Origin of the sequence: Mycoplasmopsis felis ATCC 23391, assembly GCF_000701865.1 — a bacterium.
Lineage (GTDB): Bacteria > Bacillota_I > Bacilli_A > Mycoplasmatales > Metamycoplasmataceae > Mycoplasmopsis > Mycoplasmopsis felis.
Genome location: NZ_JNKA01000005.1, coordinates 17146 through 42676, shown reverse-complemented (window position 1 = coordinate 42676; position 25531 = coordinate 17146). Strand labels below are relative to the sequence as shown.

Here is a 25531-nt window from a genome sequence, read left to right as displayed (position 1 = left end):
CAATATTCTAAAATTGATTTTAAATCCTTATGCTTGGTTTTTGATATCGATTCAAAGATTTGTAGTTTGTCTATAAATTTATAAATAACTTCTATTCCATAGTTAATTGAATTAACTGTAATTTTTTGATTTTGAATAGAATTTAGTAATTCTTGTTTAACGAAATCTTTTTCCATATCTTCTGTAAGTTCTTTTGCTTTTGTTTTTAAAATAGAAATAACATCAGGATTAATTTGTTCTAATTGTTCTAACCAACCCAAACCAATTTGTTTCTTAGTACCAGCACCATACCCACCAGAAATGCCAGCAAAAATATATGTTCCTTTTGCTCTTTTGCTTTTTCCAATTATGTAATTATTCACTTTCATATAATAATTATACATTGTAATCATAGTATTCAAAACAAAAAATAAAAATTTCTATATATGTATACATATATAGATTCTAAAAAATTAAAAATTTGGTCTTCAACTCAGAAACTCAGGATAAATAATTAACAAAAAACACTTAAACATCTATAATGTAGGTGTTTAAGTGTTTTTTTAATAAACAAGCGGGAAACTCGGGTGAACTAACATATTTAGGATTTGATAATAATAATTCTGTTACTTCTTCAAATAGATTTTTATTCATTTTACTCCTTTAATTATTATATAAATAAGAATTATAAATATGTTTAAAAGCGGAAATCAAAATCAAGAAGATAATTTGATTTCCACTTTCTAAATTATGCTTGGTTTAATTTATTGAATTTTTCTGCACGTTGTGTTGCTTTGTTTTTAGATGTATTTTCCATTGATAAAGCTTCTAAGATTGGTGTAGCTTTAATATCATTATTAATAATTCCTAATGCTAATCCTGATTGTCCTTGTAAGATTAATTCAACAGATTTCATACCTAATAAAGTACTTAGGATTCTTTCTTGAGCAGTTGGTGTTCCTCCACGTTGGATGTGATTCAATTGATTTGAACGTGTATCTCACTTAGTTGCATTTTGAATTTCTGATTCTAATGCTTTAATGTCATAACATTTTTCTGAAACAACAACGATAATACTTCTTCTATTTTTTTGTTCAGTTAATGGTTTAATTTTCTCAATAATTTCTTGATGTGATAATTTATATTGATTAGTTAGAATTATTTCAGCTCCAGTAGCTAATCCTGAATATAAAGCTAAATCTCCACATCCATTTCCCATAACTTCGACAATCATAATTCTTTTATGACTACTTGCTGTTTCTCTTATTCTATCAATTGCTTGCACAATTGTATTTAGTGCAGTGTCATAACCAATTGTATAATCACTTGATGCAATATCATTATCAATAGTTCCAGGTAATCCAATAGTTTTAACTCCTAATTCATGAAGTAATTGAGCTCCTTTATAACTACCATCTCCACCAATTACTACTAATGCTTCAATACCTTTGCTTAATAAGTTTTCTTTTGCTTTTTGTCTTACTTCTGGATTTTTAAATTCAGGAAATCTAGCAGAATAAATAAATGTTCCACCCTGATTTAAATATTTATCTACTTCATAATTATCAGAAGGATAAATTTCATTATTATATAAACCTTTATATCCTTCTAAAACTACATAAGTTTCTAGTCCATGCATTTTAGCAGCTTTAATTACACCTCTAATGGCATTATTCATTCCAGGAGCATCACCACCTGATGTTAATACAGCAATTTTTCTCATCTTTTCTCCTTATTTAACTATTTCAATTAGATTTTTTAATAAACAAACAACTGTCATTGGTCCTACACCACCTAAAACAGGAGTAATAGCAGGAACTTTATCTTTAACACTTTCAAAGTCTACATCACCATATATTTTATCTGGTAAATTATCATCTAAATTAGTTCCTACATCAATAACTATTGCATTTTCTTTTACGTTTTCTGCTTTCACATAATTTGGTACACCGATAGCTACTATAACTATATCACCAGTTTCTACACCTTTTAATCCTGTTTTTTCATTAAATGTAGCAACATCTGCACCTTGTCTTTTGATTATATGTGCAAGTGGTTTACCTACCACATGACTTCTTCCAACAACACAAACTTTTTTATTTGTATAATCAATTTGATAATGCTCTAAGATTTCTAAAACTGCTCTTGCTGTTGCTGGAACAAAATGTTTATCTGGTAAATCATTGTATAGTAAAAATTGATTTCTACTTGATAGTCCATCTACATCCTTAAATAAAGGGATAGAATCTAAAATAACTTGTTTAGGTAAATGTTTAGGTAATGGTAATTGTACAATTACACCAGTTGAAACATCATTAATTTCATCAATTTTCTTTAATAAAGATTTTTGAGTAATATCTTCTGGGAATTTTCATAATTTACACTCAATACCTATTTCATTGCATTTTTTTATTTTTTGTTGAATATATTTATTAGAAGCAGGATTATCACCAACTTGAATGATAGAAAGGTTGGGAAGATATTGTGGGTCTAACTGTGCTACTTCTTCTTTTAATTTTAAAATTTCAGCTTGAGCTAATTCTTTTCCTGTTAATATTTTCATTTTAACTCCTCTTGATATTTTTCTAAATCTTTAGTGTATTTGTCTAATTTACTTCTTTCTTCTTGAACTTTTGATTCTGGAGCAAATTTAACAAATTTTTCATTATTTAACATTGATTGTGCTCTTTGAATTTCAAATTCTACCTTTTGGATTTTATTCAATAAGTCCATTTTGTTTTTTTCTTTTTGCTCTTGATTAATAGATATAAATAATTCTTTATTATTTACCGAAATTAAGAAGTCATTGTTTTGAAATTCTTTGGCATTTGCTAATTTGTTAATAATATCAATTCCTTCTTGATTTGTTAAAGATGGATATCAATATTGAATAATTTCTTTTTTAGAAATATTATATTCTTCACGATACTTACGAATTTCAGATATAACTAAGATTAATTCATCGATATAATTTGCATCTTTATTTGTCATTATTCTTGGTCATTTTTGTTCTAATAATTCACTTGCAAATAACTCAGAATATAACTTATCAGTTAAAAAGGGTAAAAACGGATGTAAGATGATTAAAGTTTTCTTTAAAATATTTAATGCATTTTTTTTGCTTGGTGAAGATTTTAAAAACTCTACATATCAACTACTTAAATCATTGAAAATGTATTTATATATTTCACTACCTATTACAGTAAAATCATATTTCTTCATTGATTTATCTATTTTCTTAGATAAATCATTCAATTTATTTAAAATTCATTTATCAGCAAAAGTTTTTTGATTATTTTTAGTATTTGGAATTTCTTTGATGTAATTTACTATATTTCATAATTTATTATTTAATCTTCATGCAGATTCAATTTTTTCTTTTGAGAATTTAATGTCTAATCCTGGTGATGTATTCGTTAATAAAAATCATCTTAAAGCATCAGAACCATATTCATCAATTAATTCCATTGGATCTACTCCATTATTATAAGATTTTGACATTTTTCTTCCATCTGAAGCTCTAATTAAACCATGGAATAATAATTCTTTAAATGGAATTTCTTTCATAAATTCTAAACTCATAAAATACATTCTAGCTACTCAAAAGAAGATAATATCATAACCTGTAACTAATAAAGAAAATGGATAGTATCTTTTTAATAATTCATTTTCTTTAGGCCAACCTAGGAATACAAACGGCGCAATCCCTGATGAAAATCATGTATCTAAAACATCTTCATCTTGAACTCAATCTTTTCCTGGACTTTTAATTTGAACTATAACTTCATTTCCTTTGTATCAAGCAGGGATTCTGTGACCTCATCATAATTGTCTTGAAATAGTTCAATCATGAACATCTTCCATTCATTGTTTCATTGTGTCTTTTAAACGTTTTGGATAAAACTTAACTCCATTTTTTGATTTTAAATCATCTAGTATGTAGTTTTTAAATTTATCCATTTTAACAAATCATTGAGGTAAGACTAATGTTTCAATAACTGTTTTAGACCTATCTGAAACACTAACATTAGAAATAACTTTCTCTTTTTTTAATAAATAATTATTTTTTTCTAAATATTGAGCAATTAATTTTCTTGCTTGGAATCTTTCTAAATTATGAAACTCTGATTCTGGATAATTAATAAATCCTTTTTTATCAATGCTTTCAATTATCTCTAGACCTAATTTCTGAATAATTTCAATATCAGCTTCAGCATGAGCTGATAATTTCATTAAACCTGTTCCAAAATTTATATCAACATAATCATCATAAACAATAGGTAATTCTTTCTTTGTAAGAGGATGAATAATATGCATATTTTTATATTTTAAATATCGAGTATCTTTTGGATTTGCTACTACTGCAACATCACTTAATAGTGTTTCTGTTCTAACTGTTGCAATAATTAAATCTTCATTTGTTTCTTTAACCTTGTATTTAATATAATACATATTTTGTTCAGTTGGTTCATTATTTACTTCAATATTAGAAACTGCAGTTTGTAATTTAATATCTCAACTAATTGGTCTTATTCCTTTGTATAAGAAACCTTTGTTATATAAGTCTATAAAAACTTTTTGAACTGCTTGATTTGCTTGATTATCTAATGTAAATCTTTCATTTGAATAATCTAAAGCAAGACCCATTTTATATCATTGTTTTTTAAAGATTTCTGAATATTCTTCTTTTCACCCTCAAATTCTTTGTATGAATTTTTCTCTACCTAAACTTATACGATCAATACCTTCTGTATTTAATAAATAATCTTCTACTTTAGATTGAGTAGCAATTCCTGCATGATCCATACCAGGTAATCACATAACATCAAAACCTTTAAGTTTTTTATACCTTATAATAGTATCAGGAATATAAGAATCTAATGCATGACCTAAGTGTAATTTTCCAGTTACATTTGGAGGTGGTAATAAAATTGAAAAAGGTTTTTTAGATAAATCATGATTTATAAAAAACTTCTTTTTTCTTCATTTTCTTTCTGTGTCTTTTTCGACTAACTTATGGTTGTAATTTTTATTCACATCAACCCCTTGGACTTAAACTAAATTTAACTATATAATTATAAACTATTTTCTTTTTTTCATTTGCATATACTAAATTTTCAGAAAAATAAAAATAAAAATCCTTTAAATTTAAAAGGATTTTTATTGTTCAAAATTCAATAAATCAGAAATTTTCTTTGCAGCAATTGCACCATCAGAAGAAGCTGTAATAATTTGTCTTATTTCTTTTTTTCTTATATCACCTGCTGCAAAAATTCCTTTAACTTGTGTTTGCATAAATTCATCAGTTAAAATGAATCCTTTTTCATCTAAAATATCTAGATTTTTGATGAAAGTAGTTGTAGGTTCCATACCTATATAAGGGAAGAATGAACCAATTTTAATTTCTTGTTCTTGATTATTTTTATCAATAATAATTGCACTTTCTAAATAATCTGAACCATTAATTTCTTTGATTTGACTTTCTCTAAAAACTGTTACATTTGTTTTTTGTAATAATTCTTGAACTAATCTTTTTTCTGCATTAAATTCAGCATCTTTAATAACTATATATACGTGTGAAGCAATGTTTGTTAAATATGTTCCTTCTTCAACTGCAGAATTTCCTCCACCTAATATCAATGTAGGCAATCCTTTAAATAATGGACCATCACAAATAGCACAGAAACTAACTCCCTTGTTAACAAAACTATCAAAATTCTTAACAAACTTTGGTTCTCTATTTTTCATTCCTGTTGCTATTAAAACTGTTTTAGCAAAAACTAATTCTCCATTGCTTAATTTAACTTCTTTTTTGAAATCAGAATGGTTAATTAATTCTTGAACTTCACCATATTTATATTTAGCACCATATTTTTTTGAATGTTCAAAAAAATTAGTTGCTAATTGTCATCCTTCAATTAATTCTGTTCCTAATCAATTTTCTACTTTATTTGTTAATACTAATTTCCCACCAGGAGCACCTTTTTCTATAAAAATAGTTTTTAAATTAGCACGTGATGCATACATTGCAGCATTTAAACCAGCAGGTCCTGCTCCGATGATTAATAAATCAAAAATTTCTTTTTCCATTATTTCTCCTTATTTAAATCATGTATAAGTTAAGTTTTTTTTAAATAAATGAGGTATAGATGTATTATCTACATGAATGAAATATGATTCTTCATTTTCATAATTATAAAACTTGAATACTTTATGTTTTTTTGTAACTGTATATTTAATGTTATTTCAGAATTGGTAATAGACAAATACTAATGCACCAACTAAGACAAATCCTATTGCTACATATTCATATAAATTATACGATTCTTCTCTTAGTGGTTCCATTCCCATACGTATTAATCCGTATCAAATTAAATATAGACCAACGCTTGTTCCTGGCTTAAATAAACCAAAGAAGTTTGCAACTCATACTATTAGTAAATAACCTACTAAGTTTGCAATTCCTTCATATAAGAATAATGGATATCTATAAGCTCCATGTAATCCTAATGAATTAGTATATGCATCAGAAATAAACATATTGTGAGCAAAACCTTTTCCGAAAATTAAAACACTAGAACCGGTTCAGTCTATTTTTCCATAAACTTCGTGATTTGCATAATTTCCTCAACGACCAATAAATTGTCCTATTAGTATTGTAGGAATAATTAATGATGCTGCTTTTCGAATATCTAAATATTTTCGCTGTGTATAACAATAAAATAAATCTACTAAAATAGTAATTATTAAACCACCTTGAATACTTAGTCCACCTTCTCATATTTTTCACCAAGCAGAACCATTAAAAGGAATATCTGCATAAATTCATTGTTCTACCATATAACCAAAACGCGAACCTAAAATTCCCATTGGTATTGTAATTAAAATCAGAACATATAATTTTTCCATATTTAATTTTTCTCTTCTTCAGAAAAATAAGATTGTTAAAATTGAACATAAATAACCAAGCATAATAGTTAAAGAATATACTTGAAAATCAAATGAACCAATGCTAAACAATGGAGTTGAACTACCAGCTTGATAAGCATATTCCGGAACATAAATAGGGGTATTATTCATTATCTGAACTCCTTCCTTGTATTTCTTTTAAAACATCAACACCATCTAATCTTAATAAATATGAATTTACAGCAGCTTCTATTAATGACGCAACAGATCCACCTTCTTTAATTGGAACTTGAATTTTTTTAATATAACGGCCAAAGATTGGGAATTGTAGAAAATCAACACCTAAACGATCTAATTCGTTTTGTTTGTCTACTTTAACTAATTCAACAACTAAGTTAATAATGGAAGAACCTGTAACAGATCTAATACCATATGCACGCTTGATATCAATTATCCCGATTCCACGGGCTTCTAAGAAATCTTTTGTAATCTTAGGAGAACTACCTATAAAGATATTTCCGTTATCTCTAATTAACACAGAATCATCACTAATGAGAACATGTCCTCTTTGAACTAATTCAAGAGCAGCTTCAGATTTACCAGCACCACTTTGTCCAATAATTAAAACTCCAGTACCACCAATTAAAACCAAACATCCATGTACTTGTATTTCTTCACCGAAATAATTATTTAAATATGAACCTATGTTAGTACTAATAAACGATGAGCTTACTTTTGATAAGCATAATGGTACTCCATATTTATCTGCCATTGATAAAACTCAAGATAATGATGGTTTCATAACTCCTTTAGATAAAATCACTAAAGGTGGTTGTTCTTTAAAAATATGTTCAATTGCTTTAAGTGAACGCTCTTTACCTATTTTTTGGAATCATAATGATTCACTTGTTCCTCAAGCAATTACATTTCGATTCAATCGTTCATTATTAATTAATTCAGATAGTTCTAAACCAACTCTTTTGATTGCGGGTTGATAAATATAACCTCATTTAATTTCTGATGTTTTTTCGTTGATAATTTTTAAATTAAAAAAATTAACTATTTCTTTAACACTAACTTTTTTTTGCTTTAAGTTATCAACTATATTAAGATTTTTTTTAAGTTTTTGATCCATAAATTCCTAAATATTAAAATTATATATAATTTAACTATTTATTTAATATTTTTTTTAAAAACTGACCTGTATAACTTCTTTGAGACTGTGCAACTGTTTCTGGAGAACCTTGTGATATTACTTGACCACCTTTAATTCCGCCTTCTGGCCCTAGATCAATTAAATAATCACAATTTTTAATTACATCTAGATTATGCTCAATAACAACTACTGTGTCTCCATTATCAACAATTCTATTTAAAATTTCTATTAATTTTTTAACATCGTGAATATGAAGTCCTGTTGTTGGTTCATCAAGAACATAAATTGTTTTTCCAGTTGGTTTTTTTTGTAAATATGTAGCTAACTTAACCCTTTGTGCTTCTCCACCTGATAATGTAGTAGACATTTGACCTAGTTTAATATAACCTAGACCTACATCTTTTAAAAAGTGTAGTTTTTCAATGATTTTTTTATTTGAATCAAAAAATTCTAATGCCCGATCTATACTCATTTCTAAAACATCATTAATGTTTTTTTCATGGTATAAAATTTCTAAAGTTTCTTTGCTATAACGTTTGCCTTGACAATCATCACAAGGTACATAAACATCAGGTAAAAAATGCATTTCTATTTTTAAATAACCATCACCAGAACATCTTTCACATCTTCCTCCTGGTGTGTTAAAACTAAATGTTCCTTTAGTATATCCTCGTGATCTTGATTCAGATAAATTAGCAAAAACTTCTCTGATATCATCGAAAACTCCTGTATATGTAGCTGGATTAGATCTCGGAGTTCTCCCTATAGGAGATTGTGAAACTGCTACAACTTTATCAACATTAACTAGACCTTTAATAGTATCAAATTTTGCTTTTTTACTTATACCTTCAGTTGCACTACCATTCATGTGTAAGATACCGTTAACTAAAATATCATTGATTAGTGTACTTTTTCCACTTCCTGATACTCCTGTGATTCCTACTAGTTTACCTAATGGAATTTTGACATCGATATTTTTTAAATTGTTTTCTCTTGCACCCTTAATTTCTATAAAATTACCATTACCAGGTCTTCTTTTATTAGGAATACCGATTTTTCACTCTCCTGATAAATATTTTCCTGTAATAGATTGTTCTTGTAAGATAATATCATCTATAGTTCCATTACCTACAACTTGTCCACCTTGTTCACCTGCTAAAGGTCCAATATCTACGATATGGTCTGCTGCAAACATTGTATCTTCATCGTGTTCAACTACTATTAATGTATTTCCTAAATCAACCATACTTCTTAATGTTTTGATTAATTTTAAATTATCTCTTTGATGCAATCCTATGGAAGGTTCATCTAAAACATATAACACACCACTCAAATTTGAACCAATTTGTGTAGCTAATCTAATTCTTTGAGCTTCACCTCCTGAAAGTGTTTCAGCACTACGGTCTAATGTTAAATATTCTAAACCAACATTTTTTAAAAAACTCAATCTATCTGTTATTTCTTTAACAATTAAGTTAGAAATGGTTTTTTCGTTTTCAGAAAAACTATTAATTAATTCATCGAATTTTTCTATTAGTTTTTCTATTGAAAATTGCATAAATTCATAAATATTTAATTTATCAACTTTTACACTTAAAGCATTTTGATTTAGTCTTGAACCCTTGCATAAATGACAAGCAAAAGTTCCCATATATTTCTTTAAATAATCTCTTCTGTTTTCAGAACTTGTTTCATAATACAAATTCTCAATCATTGTTAAAATACCATTAATTGGTTCTTTTTTACGATATTTATTTCCCGTGCTTGATACTAAAACATATTCAATTTCTTCATCTTTAGAGCCATATAATATTTTATTAACTTGAAAATCATTCATTTCATCAAACGGTAAATCTTTAGGTATTTGATAGTGAGTTAATAAAGCATCAAATGTTTGTCATTCTAGGTTTTCTGTATTTACTATATTTGCATAATATTTAATTGCCCCTTGATTAATTGTTCTTCAAGTTTCTGGAATTAAAACATCAATATCTGCTTTATATTCAACACCTAAACCTTTGCAATTTAAACACATTCCATATGGTGCATTAAATGAGAATAATCTAGGTTCTATATTAGGAACAGAAAAATCTTTGTAAATACATGAATATAGTTTTGAATAAATTTTAGATTGGTTATTTTCTGTGTTTTCTATTTTAACCAATCCTCCAGATTTATTAGTTGCTATGTTAATCGATTCAGATATTTCGTTATATTTATCTTCAATAATTTCAGTTCTAAAAATCAATAAATCAATATCATGCTTTTGATTTTTATTTAAATCTATAACATCATCTAGTGAATAAATATTTCCATCTATTTTAACTCTTAGATACCCTTCTTTATTGAGTTTTTCTAACAAATTTTGATGAGTTCCTTTTTCTCCTTGAACTAATGGGGCATAAATGTTAATTTTTTGACCTTTTCATTGATTAAAAATTTGTTCAATAATGTCCTTGTTAGTTTGTGAAGAAATTTCTATATCATGATTAGGACAGTATGATTTTCCTATGCGAGCAAATAATAATCTAAAATAATCATACAATTCAGTTACAGTACCTACTGTAGAACGAGGGTTATTATGAGTTGTTTTTTGTTCAATAGAAATAGCAGGAGAGAGACCTTGAATTTTATCTACATCAGGTTTTTTAGTTCCACCTAAAAACATTCTAGAATATGCACTCAATGAATCTATATATCTTCTTCTACCTTCTTCATAAATAGTATTAAAAGCCAAAGAACTTTTTCCACTCCCTGACAATCCTGTAAAAACAACTAATTTGTTTTTCGGTATAGTTAAATCAATGTTTTTTAAATTATTTTCACGGGCACCTTTAATTATTAATTTATCTTCTTCCATCTTAAATCCTTTATTTAATTATATTAAATTGATATATACAAAAAATAAATACTAAAACAGTATTTATTTAAGATTTTTATTTAAAAAGTCAATAACTTGTTGTTCTGTATCTAAATCAAGAACTTGATTAGCTAATTCTTGCATTTGCTTAAATGATAAATTGTTAATTAATTCTCTGCTTTCTAATACATTACTTGCAGACATTGAAAATTCATCTAGTCCAAGACCTAATAAAATAGGTAGTGCTCTTTTATCTCCAGCCATTTCTCCACACATTCCTGCTCATTTTCCATATTTATGTGCTCCATCTATAACTTGTTTAATTAGTCTTAAAATTGATGGATTTAAAGGTTGATATAAATAAGATACATTTTCGTTCATTCTATCTGAAGCCATTGAATATTGAATTAAGTCATTTGTTCCAATTGACACAAAGTCTGCATATTTTGAAAATTTATCACTTAATACAGCAGCTGCCGGCGTTTCCATCATTAATCCTACTTCAATTTCTTCAATTGGTCTGATGTTTTTGTTTACTTTATAAACTTCATCGTATGCTTCTTTATACACTTCTTTTGCATCTAAAAATTCTTGAACATTTGTTATCATTGGAAACATTATTGCTACCTTACCAAATTCACTAGATCTAATTAAAGCTCTAAGTTGAGTTTTAAAAATTTCTCTGTTTTGTAAACAAAATCTTATTGCACGATAACCTAAAAATGGATTCATTTCATATGGAAACTTAAAGTATTTTAATGTTTTATCTCCACCAATATCTAAAGTTCTAATAACAACTCTTTTTCCATTCATTTTTTCAACAACTGCTTTGTATGCTTGGAATTGTTCTTCTTCAGTTGGTCAATCATTGTTATCCATATATAAAAATTCTGATCTAAATAACCCTATTGCTTCTGCATCATTATCTAAAACTGATTGAATGTCTTTTGGGGTTCCAATATTTGCTGCTAATTCTACTTTATGATTATCTTTTGTTTTAGATTCTTTGCCTTTTAAAGTTGTTAATCTTTCTAAATACTTTAAGAATTTTTCTTTTTGTAAAGTAAAGTATTCCATTTGTTCTTGATTTGGATTAATAACAACATCACCTTTTGTTCCGTCTAAAGCTATTAAATCACCATTTTTTACTTTTTCTAAAACATTATTAGTTCCAACAACGCTTGGTATCCCTAAACTTCTAGCCATTATTGCAGTATGAGAAGTAGGTCCACCTATATTAGTTACAAAACCTTTAACAAATTGTTTATTTAATTGCACTGTTTGAGAAGGAGTTAAATCTTCTGCTACAATAACAACTTCTTCATTAATACTTAATAAATTAGATTCTGTTATACCATTTAATGCATATAATATTTTTTTAAGAACATCTTTGACATCAGATGATCTTTCTTTCATATATTCATCATCCATATTTGCAAACATGTTTGCAAATTCAGTGTAAAATGAATTAACTGCATATTCAGCTGTATATTTATTTTTTTTAATATTATTTTCTATTGTTTCAATTGCATATGGATCTAAAACAAAATCAATGTGTGCTTGAAAAATTGCTGCATGTTCTGGTTTGCTTGCTAATTCCTTTGTTTTATTAATATTATTTACTACAACATCTCTTGATGATTTATATAAATTTAATTCTGCATCTATATTATTTGTAAATTGTGTAATTTCTACAGGTAATTCTTCTATTTTAAATACCTTTGCAATTGCTACGCCCTTTGATGCTCCGATACCTTTTATTTTCATAATTCTCTCCTTTATTGAGTATGAATGGAATTTTACATTAATTTAATATATATAATAATTTCTCTAAAAAATAACTATCAAAAAAATATGTAAATATTAACATAAATTAATTATCTTATTTATTTAATAAAAATAATTTAATGTTTGAGTTTTTTTATATAATAAATAAGTTATTAATTAAATTTAATTAATATTCTTAAATTCATAGAATAAACTAGGAGAATTATGAATCCAAAAAACAAAATACCTACTAAGATAGTGGGTTTGGGTGGTTTTGAAGAAATTGGAAAATCCACACTATTGATTGAACATAAAAATCATATCTTCATTATTGATGCAGGTATAAAATTTGCTGATACCTTTAATACTGGTATTAAAGGTATTATCCCTAATTATGAGTATTTAAATCAAGAAGACAAAATAATAGAAGGTTTATTTATAACTCATGGTCATGAGGATCATATTGGGGGAGTAGTTTATTTAGTTAAACAGACAAAATTAAATAAGATTTATGCACCCAGAATAGCAATACAATATTTAAAATTAAAATTTGAAGAACATAAGATAACAAAAAAAGTTGAATTTATTGAAATTCAAAAAAGTGATGTGCATAAATTTGCTAACAACTGTCAAGTTGATTTCTGAACTGCACAACACTCAATCCCTGATGCATTTGGTATTAGAATAACAACACCTAACGGTTCTATTATGTGTACTGGAGACTTCAGATTTGACTATACACCTATTGGTAATTACACAGATTTTGCAAGACTTGATGAAATTGGTAAACAAGGACTAACTGCTTTACTTTCTGATTCAACAAATGCTATGAGAGAAAATCATTCACCAAGTGAAAGTGATATTTTAACTGATATTCAAAATATAATGAAGCAAGCCAAACACAAAATTATTGTAACTACGTTTGCATCAAATTTAACAAGAGTTAAAGTTATTATAGAATTAGCAGAAAAATTAAAGAAAAAAGTTATTACATTCGGTAGATCAATGATACAAGGTGTTAAAATAGGTAGAAAACTTGGTTATATCAATGTTGCAGATAGTGTTTTTATTGATAAAAAACAACTACCTCACACCCCCGATAAAGATCTAGTTATTTTAACTACTGGTTCACAAGGAGAACAATTAGCTGCTCTTTCTCGGATGAGTTTTGGAAAACATGCAACCATAAAATTAACTAAAGGTGATGTTGTGATTTTCTCTTCAAGTCCTATTCCTGGTAATAAAATGGTAGTAGAATTATTGGTAAATAGATTGTATAAACTAGGTGTTATAATAAAAGAAAATGGTATTGATGGTTATTTACATACTTCAGGACATGCTTATAAGTTTGAACATGATAAAATTTTTAGATTAACTAAACCTAAATACTTTTTACCTTACCACGGTGAATACAGAATGTCAGTTGTTCATGGAAATACAGCAATAGAAAATGGTGTGAATCCTAAAAATGTTTTATTATTAGAAAAAGGTCAAGTTTGACACATGCTTAATAATAAGATTACAAAAAGTAATAAAAAAATTGACTTTGGTCCAATTTATATAGATGGAAATACAGTGTTAAGCACAAGCGCAAATATCATTAATGAGCGAGAGAAATTAAAACAATCTGGTTTTGTTAATATTGTCTTTTTAATTGACAAACACAAAAACATAATAATCGGAAGACCTCAAATAATAACCCGGGGGAGTTTTTTTGTAAAAACTTCAAAAGATTTAGTTGAAGAAGCAAGAAGAGTTAGTCATGGTGGTGTTTTACATCAGATAAAAAATAACCCTAATTGAACAACAGAAGATATTAAAAAAGTAATCATTGATAGATTATCTTATTTATTTTTTAAAGAAAAAAGAAGAAAACCTATTATCGTTCCTACAATAATATATATAGATGAAGAACCTGATACTGATTTATTAGAACATAAAATTAATTTTGTAAATAATAAAGAAACATTTAATAATCAAATTAAAGTTAATGAAGCAAAAATACAAAAAATTAATAAACAACAAAAAATGCTTAATGAGTTAAAACAAGAAATGTTTGGCGATATTGATTCTGATAATGATTTAGATGAAGAAGACGAAATTTAAGATTAAATGGTAAATTAAAAATCAAAACCTTAATAAGGGTTTGATTTTTAATTATGTAAATTATCGTGTTAAATAACCTATTTCAAAAGAATCTAATAAAACATCATTAAAGTTTTTGTTTCTTTGATATCTATCGCGACGATAATTTCTTCCGTCTTTTCTATAATAAATGTATGCAAGCAATTGGTCTGCTCAATAATTACTTGCAGTAGTAGAACCAGAACGGTTACCTAAAATAAATTCTTTATTATAATCATTTGGATATCTAGTAGAGTATGCTCCAATATTAACTTTATGTTGATTTGATAATCCATTATACATATTTGTTAATTCAGATTTTGCACCATGAAAAGCACTTTCTAAACCAGACATAAATGTCCCTTGTACATCAAGACCAAATACATTCCAGAATTTTCCACCATCTCCACCGTTTTCATAGATAAATCATAAAATAAAAGTAGATAATCTATACATTGCTTTATATTCAGGGTTTTCTTTTGGTTGATTGTGATTATATGTTCTATTTGATGATTTTCTTATCATATTTCTGAAAATAGGTTGGAATAAGACTGAAAGGAAATCTCTTGTTTTTGGTATTACTTTAAAGATATTTTCATCAAATGAAAAACCATAACTATCTACTTGGTTTGAATTTGAATTTGAATCTGAATTTGAATTTGAATCTGTCTTAACTAAAAAATTATTTACTATCTTGTATATTCCAGACATATTATGTCTATTACTTGATTCAAATAATCTGTGAATTAATTGAACATAATTATCATCACCTAATGAGTTAATTAATTCTTTGATTAAATCTTTTTGATCTAATAAATATGAAAATGAAATGTTAGTATAATCATTTGTTAATATTAAGTGTAAAGCACCATTTAAAATCGCTTTTTTAAAGTCTTTTGTATTTTCAACTCCATTTGCAAAGTTTATTGATTTAATATTTTCATAGATTTTATCAATTATTTTATATAACTCTGGTCTTCTTTCTAATGCTTTGAAAAAGTTTCTAATGACATTTTCAAATAGTTGTAAATCGTTGGTTTGAGATAAATTATAACCACTATTTCTTAATTTATCAATTAAAAAGGTTGCGGCACCCTTCATGAATCTTGGATCAGGGTTTTTAAAAAGTGTTCTAACTCATCCAGTTAATTTTATTTTTAAATCATTAGATCTTGGAGAATTTAACAAGGTTTTAATAGCACCAAATCAATTTTGATTATTTCTATAAGAACTAGCTCTATCAATAAAATCACTAAATATAATGTTGATTACATCTCTAATATCCTGATTTCTTAACGCTAGAATAATAGTATCATTAACCAAAGAACTTAAAGCAGTGTTATTTAACAATAACTTAGCAATGTTTATTTCTGTAATAACTTCTCTTATTTTTTGTTCATTATCTAATAAATTAGTAATTAAATTTCTTAAAAAATCTTTAACTCCTGTTTTATTATTTTGAATTAATTCATCATTAGTTATTTTAGTTATAAATGTAATATTTGTTAGTTCTATGCTAGAAGTGATATTATTAAAAAAGTTTGTTTGAATTTCATTTAAGTTATTTGATTCCTTAAATGTTTTGACTAAACCATTTGTTAGTTGTTCTAAAATTCCTGTCCTATCTAGAAGTTGACCAACACCAGAACTAAAATTATGAATGAATGTATTAATTTCATTATTTGTAGTTATATTTAAAAATCTAGTTGCTTTGTTAATTATGACTTTGATAGAATTGCTTGTTTCAGTTGATGATAAACCATCTAAAATAACTTTTTTAATTGAATTTTTAAATTCTGTTTCATTATTTTGTATTGATAAATACTGTTTTACAATATCAATAAAAGAATGAGAATTGCTAAATTGACTGTGATTTTCAATAAAATATTTAATTATGTTAGAAACAACATTTTTTAAACTGTCTACTTTTAATGCTTTATTAATAACACCCGCAAATTCTTCTTTATTAATTAGGTTTTTAGTTATAAATCCATGAATATCTGAACTCAAGATGTTTCATATCATTGAACCTAAATCAGTTTTTTGAATAACAAAATCTAAAATGTTTTCTACTAATTTATAAAAATCAGTTTTATTGTTTTGTATTGATGAACTTGTTGCTATTTCTTTTAATAAATTAATAGCAGTTTGTTCGAAATTACTTGAATTAAAGAAAGTATTTAAGTCTTGAGTTATTGTAGCAAGCAAGTTATTTAAGTTTAATTCTAGACCATTTGTAGCAACTTCATTAATTAATGAAGTTATCAAATTATTAGAAATGCTTATATGTCTGTCAGTAATTCTTAGTATATCAACTAAAGTTCTTCCAATTTGTTCTTTATTTGGAATCCCTTGGAATATATAAGAAAACTTGGTATCTTCAATTTTCTTAATAACTACTTTTGCTATAACATCTTTAAAATCATATTCATTATATAAGTCTTGTAGTGTATTTTGGAAAATAGTGTTTAATGTATTTTTTAAGTTTTGATCATTTAATATTTTTTTGGTTAAATCATTGTAATTGCTTGCTTCTTTGATTATGTCAATTCTAGTTAAAAGATTATTAATTACATCACTTAAATGGATTCTAAAGTTATTATCTTTTAAGATTACTTTAATTAAATATAATACTTGTGTTTTAGTAATGTTATATGGTTCTAAAAGACTATCTATATTAATTAAATTAAACAATTTATTAAACACATTATCATTCGTTGTTATTATTGTATAAATTCTATTAATTATTTGTATTATGGTATCTTTTGAATTTTTAATAGTTGAGAAATTGTTTAAAAATGATTTGACTGTTGTGAAATTAAAATTAAATAATTTAGGTATCTCAATCAATAATTTTGAAGAAAATTCTTCAAATGAATTTGTAGTTTTTAATGAATCAATTAATGTGTTAACAAAAGGATTGAATACATTGATATCTTTTAAAAACGGAATTACAGAACTAAATATATTATTAACAAGATTAATTTTATTAATACCAGTTAAATCTATATTAAATTTACTTAAAACAAAATCAATTACAGAACTTAAAATAACAGATAATTCTCTTTGTCCAAAAATTCTTTCAAGGGATTTGGTTAAAGAATTTTTAAAGTAATTTTCTATATTTGGATTATTTAATAAATTCTTTACAAGTAAAAATGTATTATCTAAATTGTTTAATCAATCTGTATTCCCAATTAATTCAGGAAATACTTGTTCAATAAATTCAGTTGTAATGTTATCTTTTAATAAGAATAAAGCGATATTTCTTAAATTATTTTTATCAATAAACCTAAATATTTCTTGATTATTGTCTAATTTATTTATTAAATTTGTTATTAATGTATCAAATGAACCTACGTTTTTGTTATGAATAAGTATATAACTAACAATCTTAATAAATGTTTCCTTATTAGTTGATATAAATGTGTTATTTAAAATTCTATCAAGATAAGTCTTAGGATTTTTAAATACTATATCTTTAATAATTTCAATCAATTTATTAGGAATTGTTAAAAATTGATCAACTACATTGCTATCTTGAGTATTTGAAATTTCAATAAGCGAATTAAATATTGAATCTATTGTTGGATTTATTATTTGTAAATCATTCAAAATGGAATTTAAATTCTCTACAAAACCATTTATGAAATTTGAAATATTTGTATTTTTTATATTAACACCATTTATAGATAGCGTAGTCCTTAAAAAGTTAACGAACCCATTTTTGATTTCATTATCAGAAACTATATGAGTTATAAGTGAAGTTAAATCTTGTTTAACTTCATCTAATGAAATAATTGAAAGTGTTTTTTTGATTAATGAACTATATGAATCAATATCTTCAAACTCATTAGAATGTTCTATAATTTTTTGAATTGTACCTTTGATAATATTTATAAAATGTTGATTTTTAAATATTCCTTTAGAAACTACCTTTAATGAATCTATTGAAATGAATCTCTGAATGTTATTTTTCAAGTCATCAGATAAATTGTTAATTAAATTATCAACTAAAGTACCATCTGCAAGTTTATTTATAATGTTAACTACAATTTGAACTAAATCTGATTTATTTTGACTAAATAAATTAGATTTTAAAATATCTTTAATTAAATTAATTAAATTTTGTTCTTGTTCTTGTTCTGTTCCTAGTTTTTGTTTAAATCCATTAATAAAAGCATTAATAAAATTAGAAACATTAAAATCAATTCCATTATTACTTAATTGTGAATAAACAATTTCAAATATTAGTTCACTTATATTTAATCTATTGTCAATTATTTGGTAGATATTCACAATATTTTGAGCTAGTGTATTTTTATCTGATACATTTGCTAAATAAGGAACTAAAATTTCCTTGTTAAATAAATTAATAATAAATTCTCTTAGTTTATCTTGAACATTATTATCAGTTAAAGTATTTTTAATTAATGAAACAAAATCATTTTTGATATTATCTTTTAAATTATTTATATTAAATATATTTATAAACAACTCATTAAATGAGTTTGATTGTGATAATCTTTCTATATTATCAATACTTGAGTTAACAATTGTTTTAATTATGTTTTTTAAATTATCTGATAAAAGAATTTGTGAAATAAAATCATTTAAATCATTCGTTCTTATACCTAAATTTGAACCAAGTGTGTCTAAAGGAATTAAATTAATAAGTTTATCGATATTTGTTTTATTAAAATGATTGCTTAATAGTTGCTCAAAAATGTGTTTAAATAAACTTTTGTTAGATTTAATAAAATCAGAACCTAAAAGGATTTTAACTAACTTAAAGTCTTTTATATTGATAAACTCTATTAACTTGTTAGTTAACAATGATATTAATTCACTTGAATTATTTGTTTGAGAAATTAATGATTTATCTATTTCTATTAGTTTATCTATTATTGAAACATTTGTATCTATATTGTTAATTGATTTTAATAAAGGTTTTAATAAATTAATTTGATCCTCTGTTAATTTATTGTTTGAATCAATGAATTGATTTTCAATTAATAAATTATTTAAAACATCTTTGAAGATAACGAAATTATCAACTAAAATCTCAAAAATTCCATTTAATAAGAACTTTGTATATTCTTTTTGTTCATTAAAGAAGTTAGATTCATAAATTTTTTTAACTAAAGGATGTCAATTTTCTACTATTTTATCTTTTAATTTTGTTATTAAATTATTTTTAAATGTGTTTATTTTTGTATTAAGGTCTTCGTTATTATTAATATTTAATAGTAAAACAATTTCTTCAAAAACTATTTCTAATAAGTTGAATTCTTTAATTCAACTATATACTTCGGGAATAAATAATTTTAAAAACTCATCAGTTTGTGGATTATTATATAAATTATTAAAATTAAACTTAATAACATTCGAAATAACACTAGTTAAATTACTTAATAATTTTGTATCACTCACAATTTCATCTAATCAAGCAATTAGATTAGATTTTAATTCTTGTCCATTGATGTTTCTTAGTAATGCTTTAATTAAGTCATCAAAGGAATTTAACTGATTTAAATTATTAATATTTAATAAATTATCGATTGTGTTAATAAACAATGTTCGTGTTTGTTCTTTATTTAAAATATTAAATAAAATATTATTCAAGACTTCTTTTGAAACATATTTATGAACTTCTTGTTTTAAATTCACTGGTAAAAAGTTTAAAATTGTTTGACCTAAATTAGGTCTTTGTTTTAAATAATCATAAACGTTGACTAAAACCTGTTTTATATCATTTATATGAATATTAATAAAATTTTCTGGAAGACTTTTTATTATATGTACTATGTTATTTTTTAATTTATCTTCGGTAAATTCTGTTTTTAAATTATTTAAGAAATTTGTAATGATTGAATGATAATTTTGTTCTGAACTTAAACTATATTCACTTAGTGAATTAAATAGATGTTCAAATAAATGAAAATGATCAATTTGAGCTAAACTAAAAGTTAGAATTTCTTTAATTAATCCGTTTGCATTGGTTGTATTTGCAAATATTCAATTTAATTCAGAAGAAGATAATTGTTCTTTAAGGAAATTGCTAATAAATTCCACAAATGTGTTATTTGATTTTAATTCATTTAAAATATTAGTTAATAAAGATTTATTTTGATTAATAAATTCTGTATTTTTAAGAAATATATTAATTATTTGAATGAAGTTTTCTGAATTCCCAATATTACTTGAATTATCAACAATGAAACCAAATAAATTATTTATAAATGATATAAAGTTTGTATTTTTTGAAATTTTAAGAATTAAATTTGATAAATCAACTTTCGATATTCCTAGAATTTGATTAGGTAAAATTAAATTTAAAACCTTTTGTAAATGATCATTTTTAAATGTGTCATATAAATTTCTAAATAATTCTTTTGCTAATTCCTTATTTTCTGAAAATAAAGGTGTTTTTAATAAATTAGTATATAAATTTAAATCTTTTAAATTTATACTTATCAATAAGTCATTAGGTAAATTATTTTGAATATCACTTAAGTTAGTTGCTTTTTGTATTACATTAAATAGTGTATCTAGTAAATTATCAAATTTATTTGTTGTAGTAAGTGTGTTTAATATACTTGGAACTATATTTAAAAATACTTCATCATACTTATTGTTTACTACATATCCATTATCATTTAATAAAACTTTAATCGTTTTAACTATTGTTTTTTGATATTTTCCTTCTAAAACTAATTGTTTTAAAATTGTTTTTAAATTATTTACTATAACTTCTTTGAATGAATTATTATTTAATAAATAATTAAGAAATTGATTGATATTATTAACGTTATCAATTCAATCACTATTTGTTAATCCAGTAAATATTAATTTTTGTATTAATTCTGCTATTCCTTCAGTATTAATAAGAGAATCTATTAATCCTAAAACTTCATCTTTATCTATGTATTTTATAATAGTTTCTTTTTCTAGTTCTATATTAAGAATATCATTAATCACATGGTTTAATATACCTGTATCTTTTAATTGAACAAATACAACACTTGCTAAATTTGATATACCATGTGGATTATTTTGAACTCAATCTTTATTTAGTAAATTTTTTATATTAGGAATTATATTTTCAGTAAATTTATTTTTTAATATCTCAAGTAATAAACTTGGGATTTTCTTTATTTCAGAAGTCGGGTCAGTTGAAGTTCTTGCAATTTTTATTTGATTTGTTATTTGATTAATAATAGGTTCAATAATGTTATATTCATTAATTAAACTAATTACATTATTTGAAAAATCATTAATGAATTGTATATTTAATTCATTTTCTAAATCAAAATTAAAGTTGCTCATTAAAGTTGTTAAGATATCCTTAATAACATTAGGAAATTCTGCATTATTCAAAATATTATTAACAAATGGTACTAATAAGTCTTGAATGTTTTCTAAATTTAAATGCTTAATAATTTCATTAAGTAAATCATCTAATGTTCTTGCTTTTAGTAATTCCTGTGAATTATCAATTAAACTATCTAAACCAAAATTTAGGATTTCCAAAATTTGAGGTTGACTAAATACAATAACAATAAATTTTTGTAATCCCTCTTGGGAAATATATTTAACTAATTTAGTGTTTTCAAGTAATTTAGAAGTTATATTTGAAATTTTTTCTAAATTCTCTTGAACTAAAATATTTCTTAATAATTGTTTAATTGAGTCTTTATGATTATTAAAGAAATCAGAACCTATTATTGTTTGTAATAAATCTAACAATAATTCATCTTTAACATTACTGAAGTCTCTTCTAAATACAATTTCAATTGAATCAATAAATAAAGAAGTTATATTATCAATTCCATAAGCTGAAAAATTATTTAAAACTTCATGAGTAATTCTATTTATTAAACTAAAATCAGTATTTATAGTATCAAAAAGTTTAATTAAATCGCTAATAACTAAATCAATTTGTTCTCTTGATATATTATTTGCTAAATTCTCTTTTGTTAAGATATCAAAAAGAAAGTCAACAGCAATATCTTTTACTTTTGTATTTGTTAATAATTCTTTAATTAAATTATTAATATTTTTAGCGAGTAATTCATTTATTTGCGGTTGTTTAAACAACGAATGGATAATATCATTAAAATTTTGAACATTGCTAAAGTTTTCAGGATATAAAGCAAATGCATCAACTAAGGAATTTATAATTCCTTTTGTGTGTTCAGAAGTAATTATAGATTGAATTATGTTTTGTAACTCGTCTTTATTTATGTTGTATTTTTGTACTTTTTCTATAAGAATATTAGAGATTGTCTTATTAATATTTAAACCATATATCTTAATAACATTATTTAAAATAACTTTTAAAGCATTAGAAATTTCAGTTTTATTTTGAACAAAGACTTCACTTTTTGAAATTGAACTAAAGATAATTGCTAAATTTTGCTCATTAAAAAGAGATTTAGTAAATGTTTGCAAAACATTAGGTAAAGTTAATTCATTATTTTCTCTTAATAAAACCAATTGATTTTCAATATTAAATAAAATGTTTTGAATACCATTTGAATTTATAATACTATCCACAATTGTATCCATACCAAATTTATTTTGTGTTATTTCTTTATGTAAAATATTTTTTACTAAATGGTCTGGATCTATTTCATTATATATTACGTTATCAGTTAAATAGTTAAATATTTCTCTAGTTATATATTGAAAAGTCTTTGTTAATTCTGCTATTCTTTGACCAAAATTATGAATATTTCTTTCAATATCCACATTATGTTCTTGTTCTGTTTTATTTTCTAAATAAGATAGTGTATTAATTCCAAATAAAGCAGAATCTTCTATATTAACCTCAATTTGATATTTTAAGCTTTCTTTATCATAATCAATAAATTCTTGATTAAAGTCATAATTTTTAAAATCTTCTATATCTAAAGATGGATTGGCTATTTTTAAATATAAATCCATTGCCATTTTTTTATAACCATAAGAGTTGGGATGAATATCAAAAAATAAAGTAGAAACTTTTTCTGTATTCTTATTTCAATAATTAACATTAACTGGATTAATAAAGTTAATCTGAGTTATTTCAGAAATTTCTTTTAACCCTTTATTAATTAAATCTGTTAATAACTGAACAGGTGATATTTCAATATTAATGCCTAATAATGAACTAATATATTCAGAAATAACGTTTGCAAAACCTAACATAGGGGTTGGATAACCAACTAAATTAATATTAGCTTTTGGTGCTAATAATTTCAAATTAGACACAAAAGTTATTAATCTTTTTTTCATTTCTCTTAGTGAGTTTTTAAATAACTTATCAACAAAGACTAAAGCATCACCAATAACTGCTCCATCTTCTAAAACTGTTTTAATTAACTTAGCAACATCTTGTTGTGCAGCTGATTGAAAAAATAAGAAAAATAAGTCATTTGCACTAAGTGTAAATGTGATTAAGTTTGCTTGACTTAATTCTTTTTTAATTTCTTTAGATTTGCTTTGTCAGTTTGCACCAAATATTTTCGTTAAATCATAATTAGAAACAGTACTATCATTGTATTCTATACCTAAGAATTTTATTCAATCTAAAATTCTTGAACCTGAAATACCATAATTATTAAAACTTTCAACTCGATTATTAAAATTTAATAATCTAGCTAAATAAGCAGGATATGACACACCAGATATAGAACCATCACTTTCTCTTTTTCCCGGATATGATTGTGTTAGTGTTCCATCAAATCCTTCGGTTATTGAATCACCTAAAGCAACATATCTAATTTTGTCAAATTTTTTAATTAATTTATCTGAAGACAATCTATATGATTTTGTTTTAGTAGGATTTATTTGAATGAAAATATCTGAATTTAATTTATTAGAATTATCAGAAGGTTTTTGGACAAAAGTAGTATTTAATTCGATTAATTGGTTATCAGAATCATCTCTTTGAATTTCTTCTAAGAATTTTTGTCCTCCTCCTTGAATAGGTTTAGAAGAACCAGGTGCTTGACAAGATACAGTCATAGATATAGATGCTAATAAAGCTATAGTGCTTGAAAATATTACTGTTTTCTTTTTCATTTTATCCTCCTTTGTTATATATTTCATATATAACAAAATTTTGATACTTAATAATAACATATTTTACAATAATATTTTTTTCGTTTTTCCCTATTCTATAGACTTAAAAGTAAAATATAAAAAAGAAAAAAGCATATTTATAAAAAATATGCTTGTATAAAAGAGTTATAGAAAATTTAAAAAAATATATTTGGTGCCCAAGACAGGACTTGAACCTGCACGGATTGCTCCACTAGATCCTTAGTCTAGCGTGTCTGCCAATTTCACCACTCGGGCATAACTTTTATATTTTACTATAATTTTTATTTATATCTAGTAAATAAATAAAAATACACCCTTTAAGGGGTGTAAAAATTATATTAATTGATTTTCTTCAAAAGCTTTTTTGATAGCTGAAATAGCTGCATCTTCATCATCACCTGATGCTTTAATTGTTATTTCAGCACCATGTTTGATTCCTAAAGCCATAATATTCATAATAGATTTTAAATTACCTTCACGTCCATTGAAAAATAATTTTGAGTCTGATTTGAATTTTGAAGCAGTAGTACAAATGATAGAAGTTGGACGAGCATGTAATCCAATTGGATCTACAATTTTTGCTGTAAATTCTTTCATAGTTAACCTTTCTTTTAAATAGATCTATTGCTTATTTATTATAGCATAAA

12 protein-coding genes, 1 tRNA gene and 1 pseudogene are annotated in these 25531 nt (G+C 24.6%); 1 reads left to right on the top strand and 13 read right to left on the bottom strand.

Going from position 1 to position 25531, the window contains the following annotated elements; all coding sequences use genetic code 4:
- The 10 genes and pseudogenes from T405_RS00940 to ptsP all read right to left on the bottom strand — a co-directional run.
- A pseudogene (locus T405_RS00940) lies at positions 1-368 on the bottom strand (IS1634 family transposase); the annotation flags it as partial.
- A gap of 139 nt (positions 369-507) precedes the next feature.
- On the bottom strand, positions 508-633 hold the full coding sequence (locus T405_RS04015; protein ID WP_258408952.1) for a hypothetical protein: 126 nt from the start codon (positions 631-633) through the stop codon (positions 508-510).
- A gap of 94 nt (positions 634-727) precedes the next feature.
- Positions 728-1702, bottom strand: coding sequence for a 6-phosphofructokinase (gene pfkA, locus T405_RS00935; RefSeq protein WP_036430185.1), 975 nt, complete (start codon positions 1700-1702; stop codon positions 728-730).
- 9 nt (positions 1703-1711) lie between these two features.
- Positions 1712-2542, bottom strand: coding sequence for a bifunctional 5,10-methylenetetrahydrofolate dehydrogenase/5,10-methenyltetrahydrofolate cyclohydrolase (locus T405_RS00930; RefSeq protein WP_036430183.1), 831 nt, complete (start codon positions 2540-2542; stop codon positions 1712-1714).
- On the bottom strand, positions 2530-5016 hold the full coding sequence (locus T405_RS00925) for a valine--tRNA ligase (protein ID WP_036430181.1): 2487 nt from the start codon (positions 5014-5016) through the stop codon (positions 2530-2532). Before T405_RS00925 ends, T405_RS00930 begins: the two co-directional genes overlap by 13 nt.
- Positions 5017-5139: 123 nt before the next feature.
- Complete coding sequence (locus T405_RS00920; RefSeq protein ID WP_318024011.1) at positions 5140-6069, bottom strand: NAD(P)/FAD-dependent oxidoreductase; 930 nt, start codon at positions 6067-6069, stop codon at positions 5140-5142.
- A 9-nt stretch (positions 6070-6078) separates the two neighbouring features.
- Positions 6079-7059 (bottom strand): prolipoprotein diacylglyceryl transferase, encoded by a 981-nt coding sequence (lgt, locus tag T405_RS00915; protein ID WP_036430177.1) that lies wholly within the window; start codon positions 7057-7059, stop codon positions 6079-6081.
- Positions 7052-8023 carry an HPr(Ser) kinase/phosphatase gene (gene hprK / locus T405_RS00910; protein WP_051619516.1) on the bottom strand — a complete coding sequence of 324 codons (972 nt, stop codon included), beginning with the start codon at positions 8021-8023 and terminating at the stop codon, positions 7052-7054. The genes lgt and hprK overlap by 8 nt, the downstream gene beginning before the upstream one ends.
- A gap of 34 nt (positions 8024-8057) precedes the next feature.
- Positions 8058-10904: an excinuclease ABC subunit UvrA gene (gene uvrA, locus T405_RS00905; RefSeq protein ID WP_036430175.1), complete on the bottom strand. Its 2847-nt coding sequence runs from the start codon at positions 10902-10904 to the stop codon at positions 8058-8060.
- A gap of 63 nt (positions 10905-10967) precedes the next feature.
- Positions 10968-12671, bottom strand: coding sequence for a phosphoenolpyruvate--protein phosphotransferase (gene ptsP, locus T405_RS00900; protein WP_036430173.1), 1704 nt, complete (start codon positions 12669-12671; stop codon positions 10968-10970).
- 225 nt (positions 12672-12896) lie between these two features.
- Between ptsP and T405_RS00895 the strand changes: the two genes are divergently transcribed.
- Positions 12897-14777 (top strand): ribonuclease J, encoded by a 1881-nt coding sequence (locus tag T405_RS00895; RefSeq protein ID WP_036430171.1) that lies wholly within the window; start codon positions 12897-12899, stop codon positions 14775-14777.
- Positions 14778-14837: 60 nt separating this feature from the next.
- Here T405_RS00895 and T405_RS00890 read toward each other — a convergent pair whose 3' ends face one another.
- The 3 genes from T405_RS00890 to T405_RS00880 all read right to left on the bottom strand — a co-directional run bounded on the left by T405_RS00890 (position 14838) and on the right by T405_RS00880 (position 25481).
- Positions 14838-24863, bottom strand: coding sequence for an SGNH/GDSL hydrolase family protein (locus T405_RS00890; RefSeq protein WP_036430169.1), 10026 nt, complete (start codon positions 24861-24863; stop codon positions 14838-14840).
- Positions 24864-25054: 191 nt separating this feature from the next.
- Positions 25055-25139, bottom strand: a tRNA-Leu gene (locus T405_RS00885).
- A gap of 78 nt (positions 25140-25217) precedes the next feature.
- Positions 25218-25481 (bottom strand): HPr family phosphocarrier protein, encoded by a 264-nt coding sequence (locus tag T405_RS00880; protein WP_036430167.1) that lies wholly within the window; start codon positions 25479-25481, stop codon positions 25218-25220.
- Between the last annotated feature and the right edge of the window lie 50 nt (positions 25482-25531).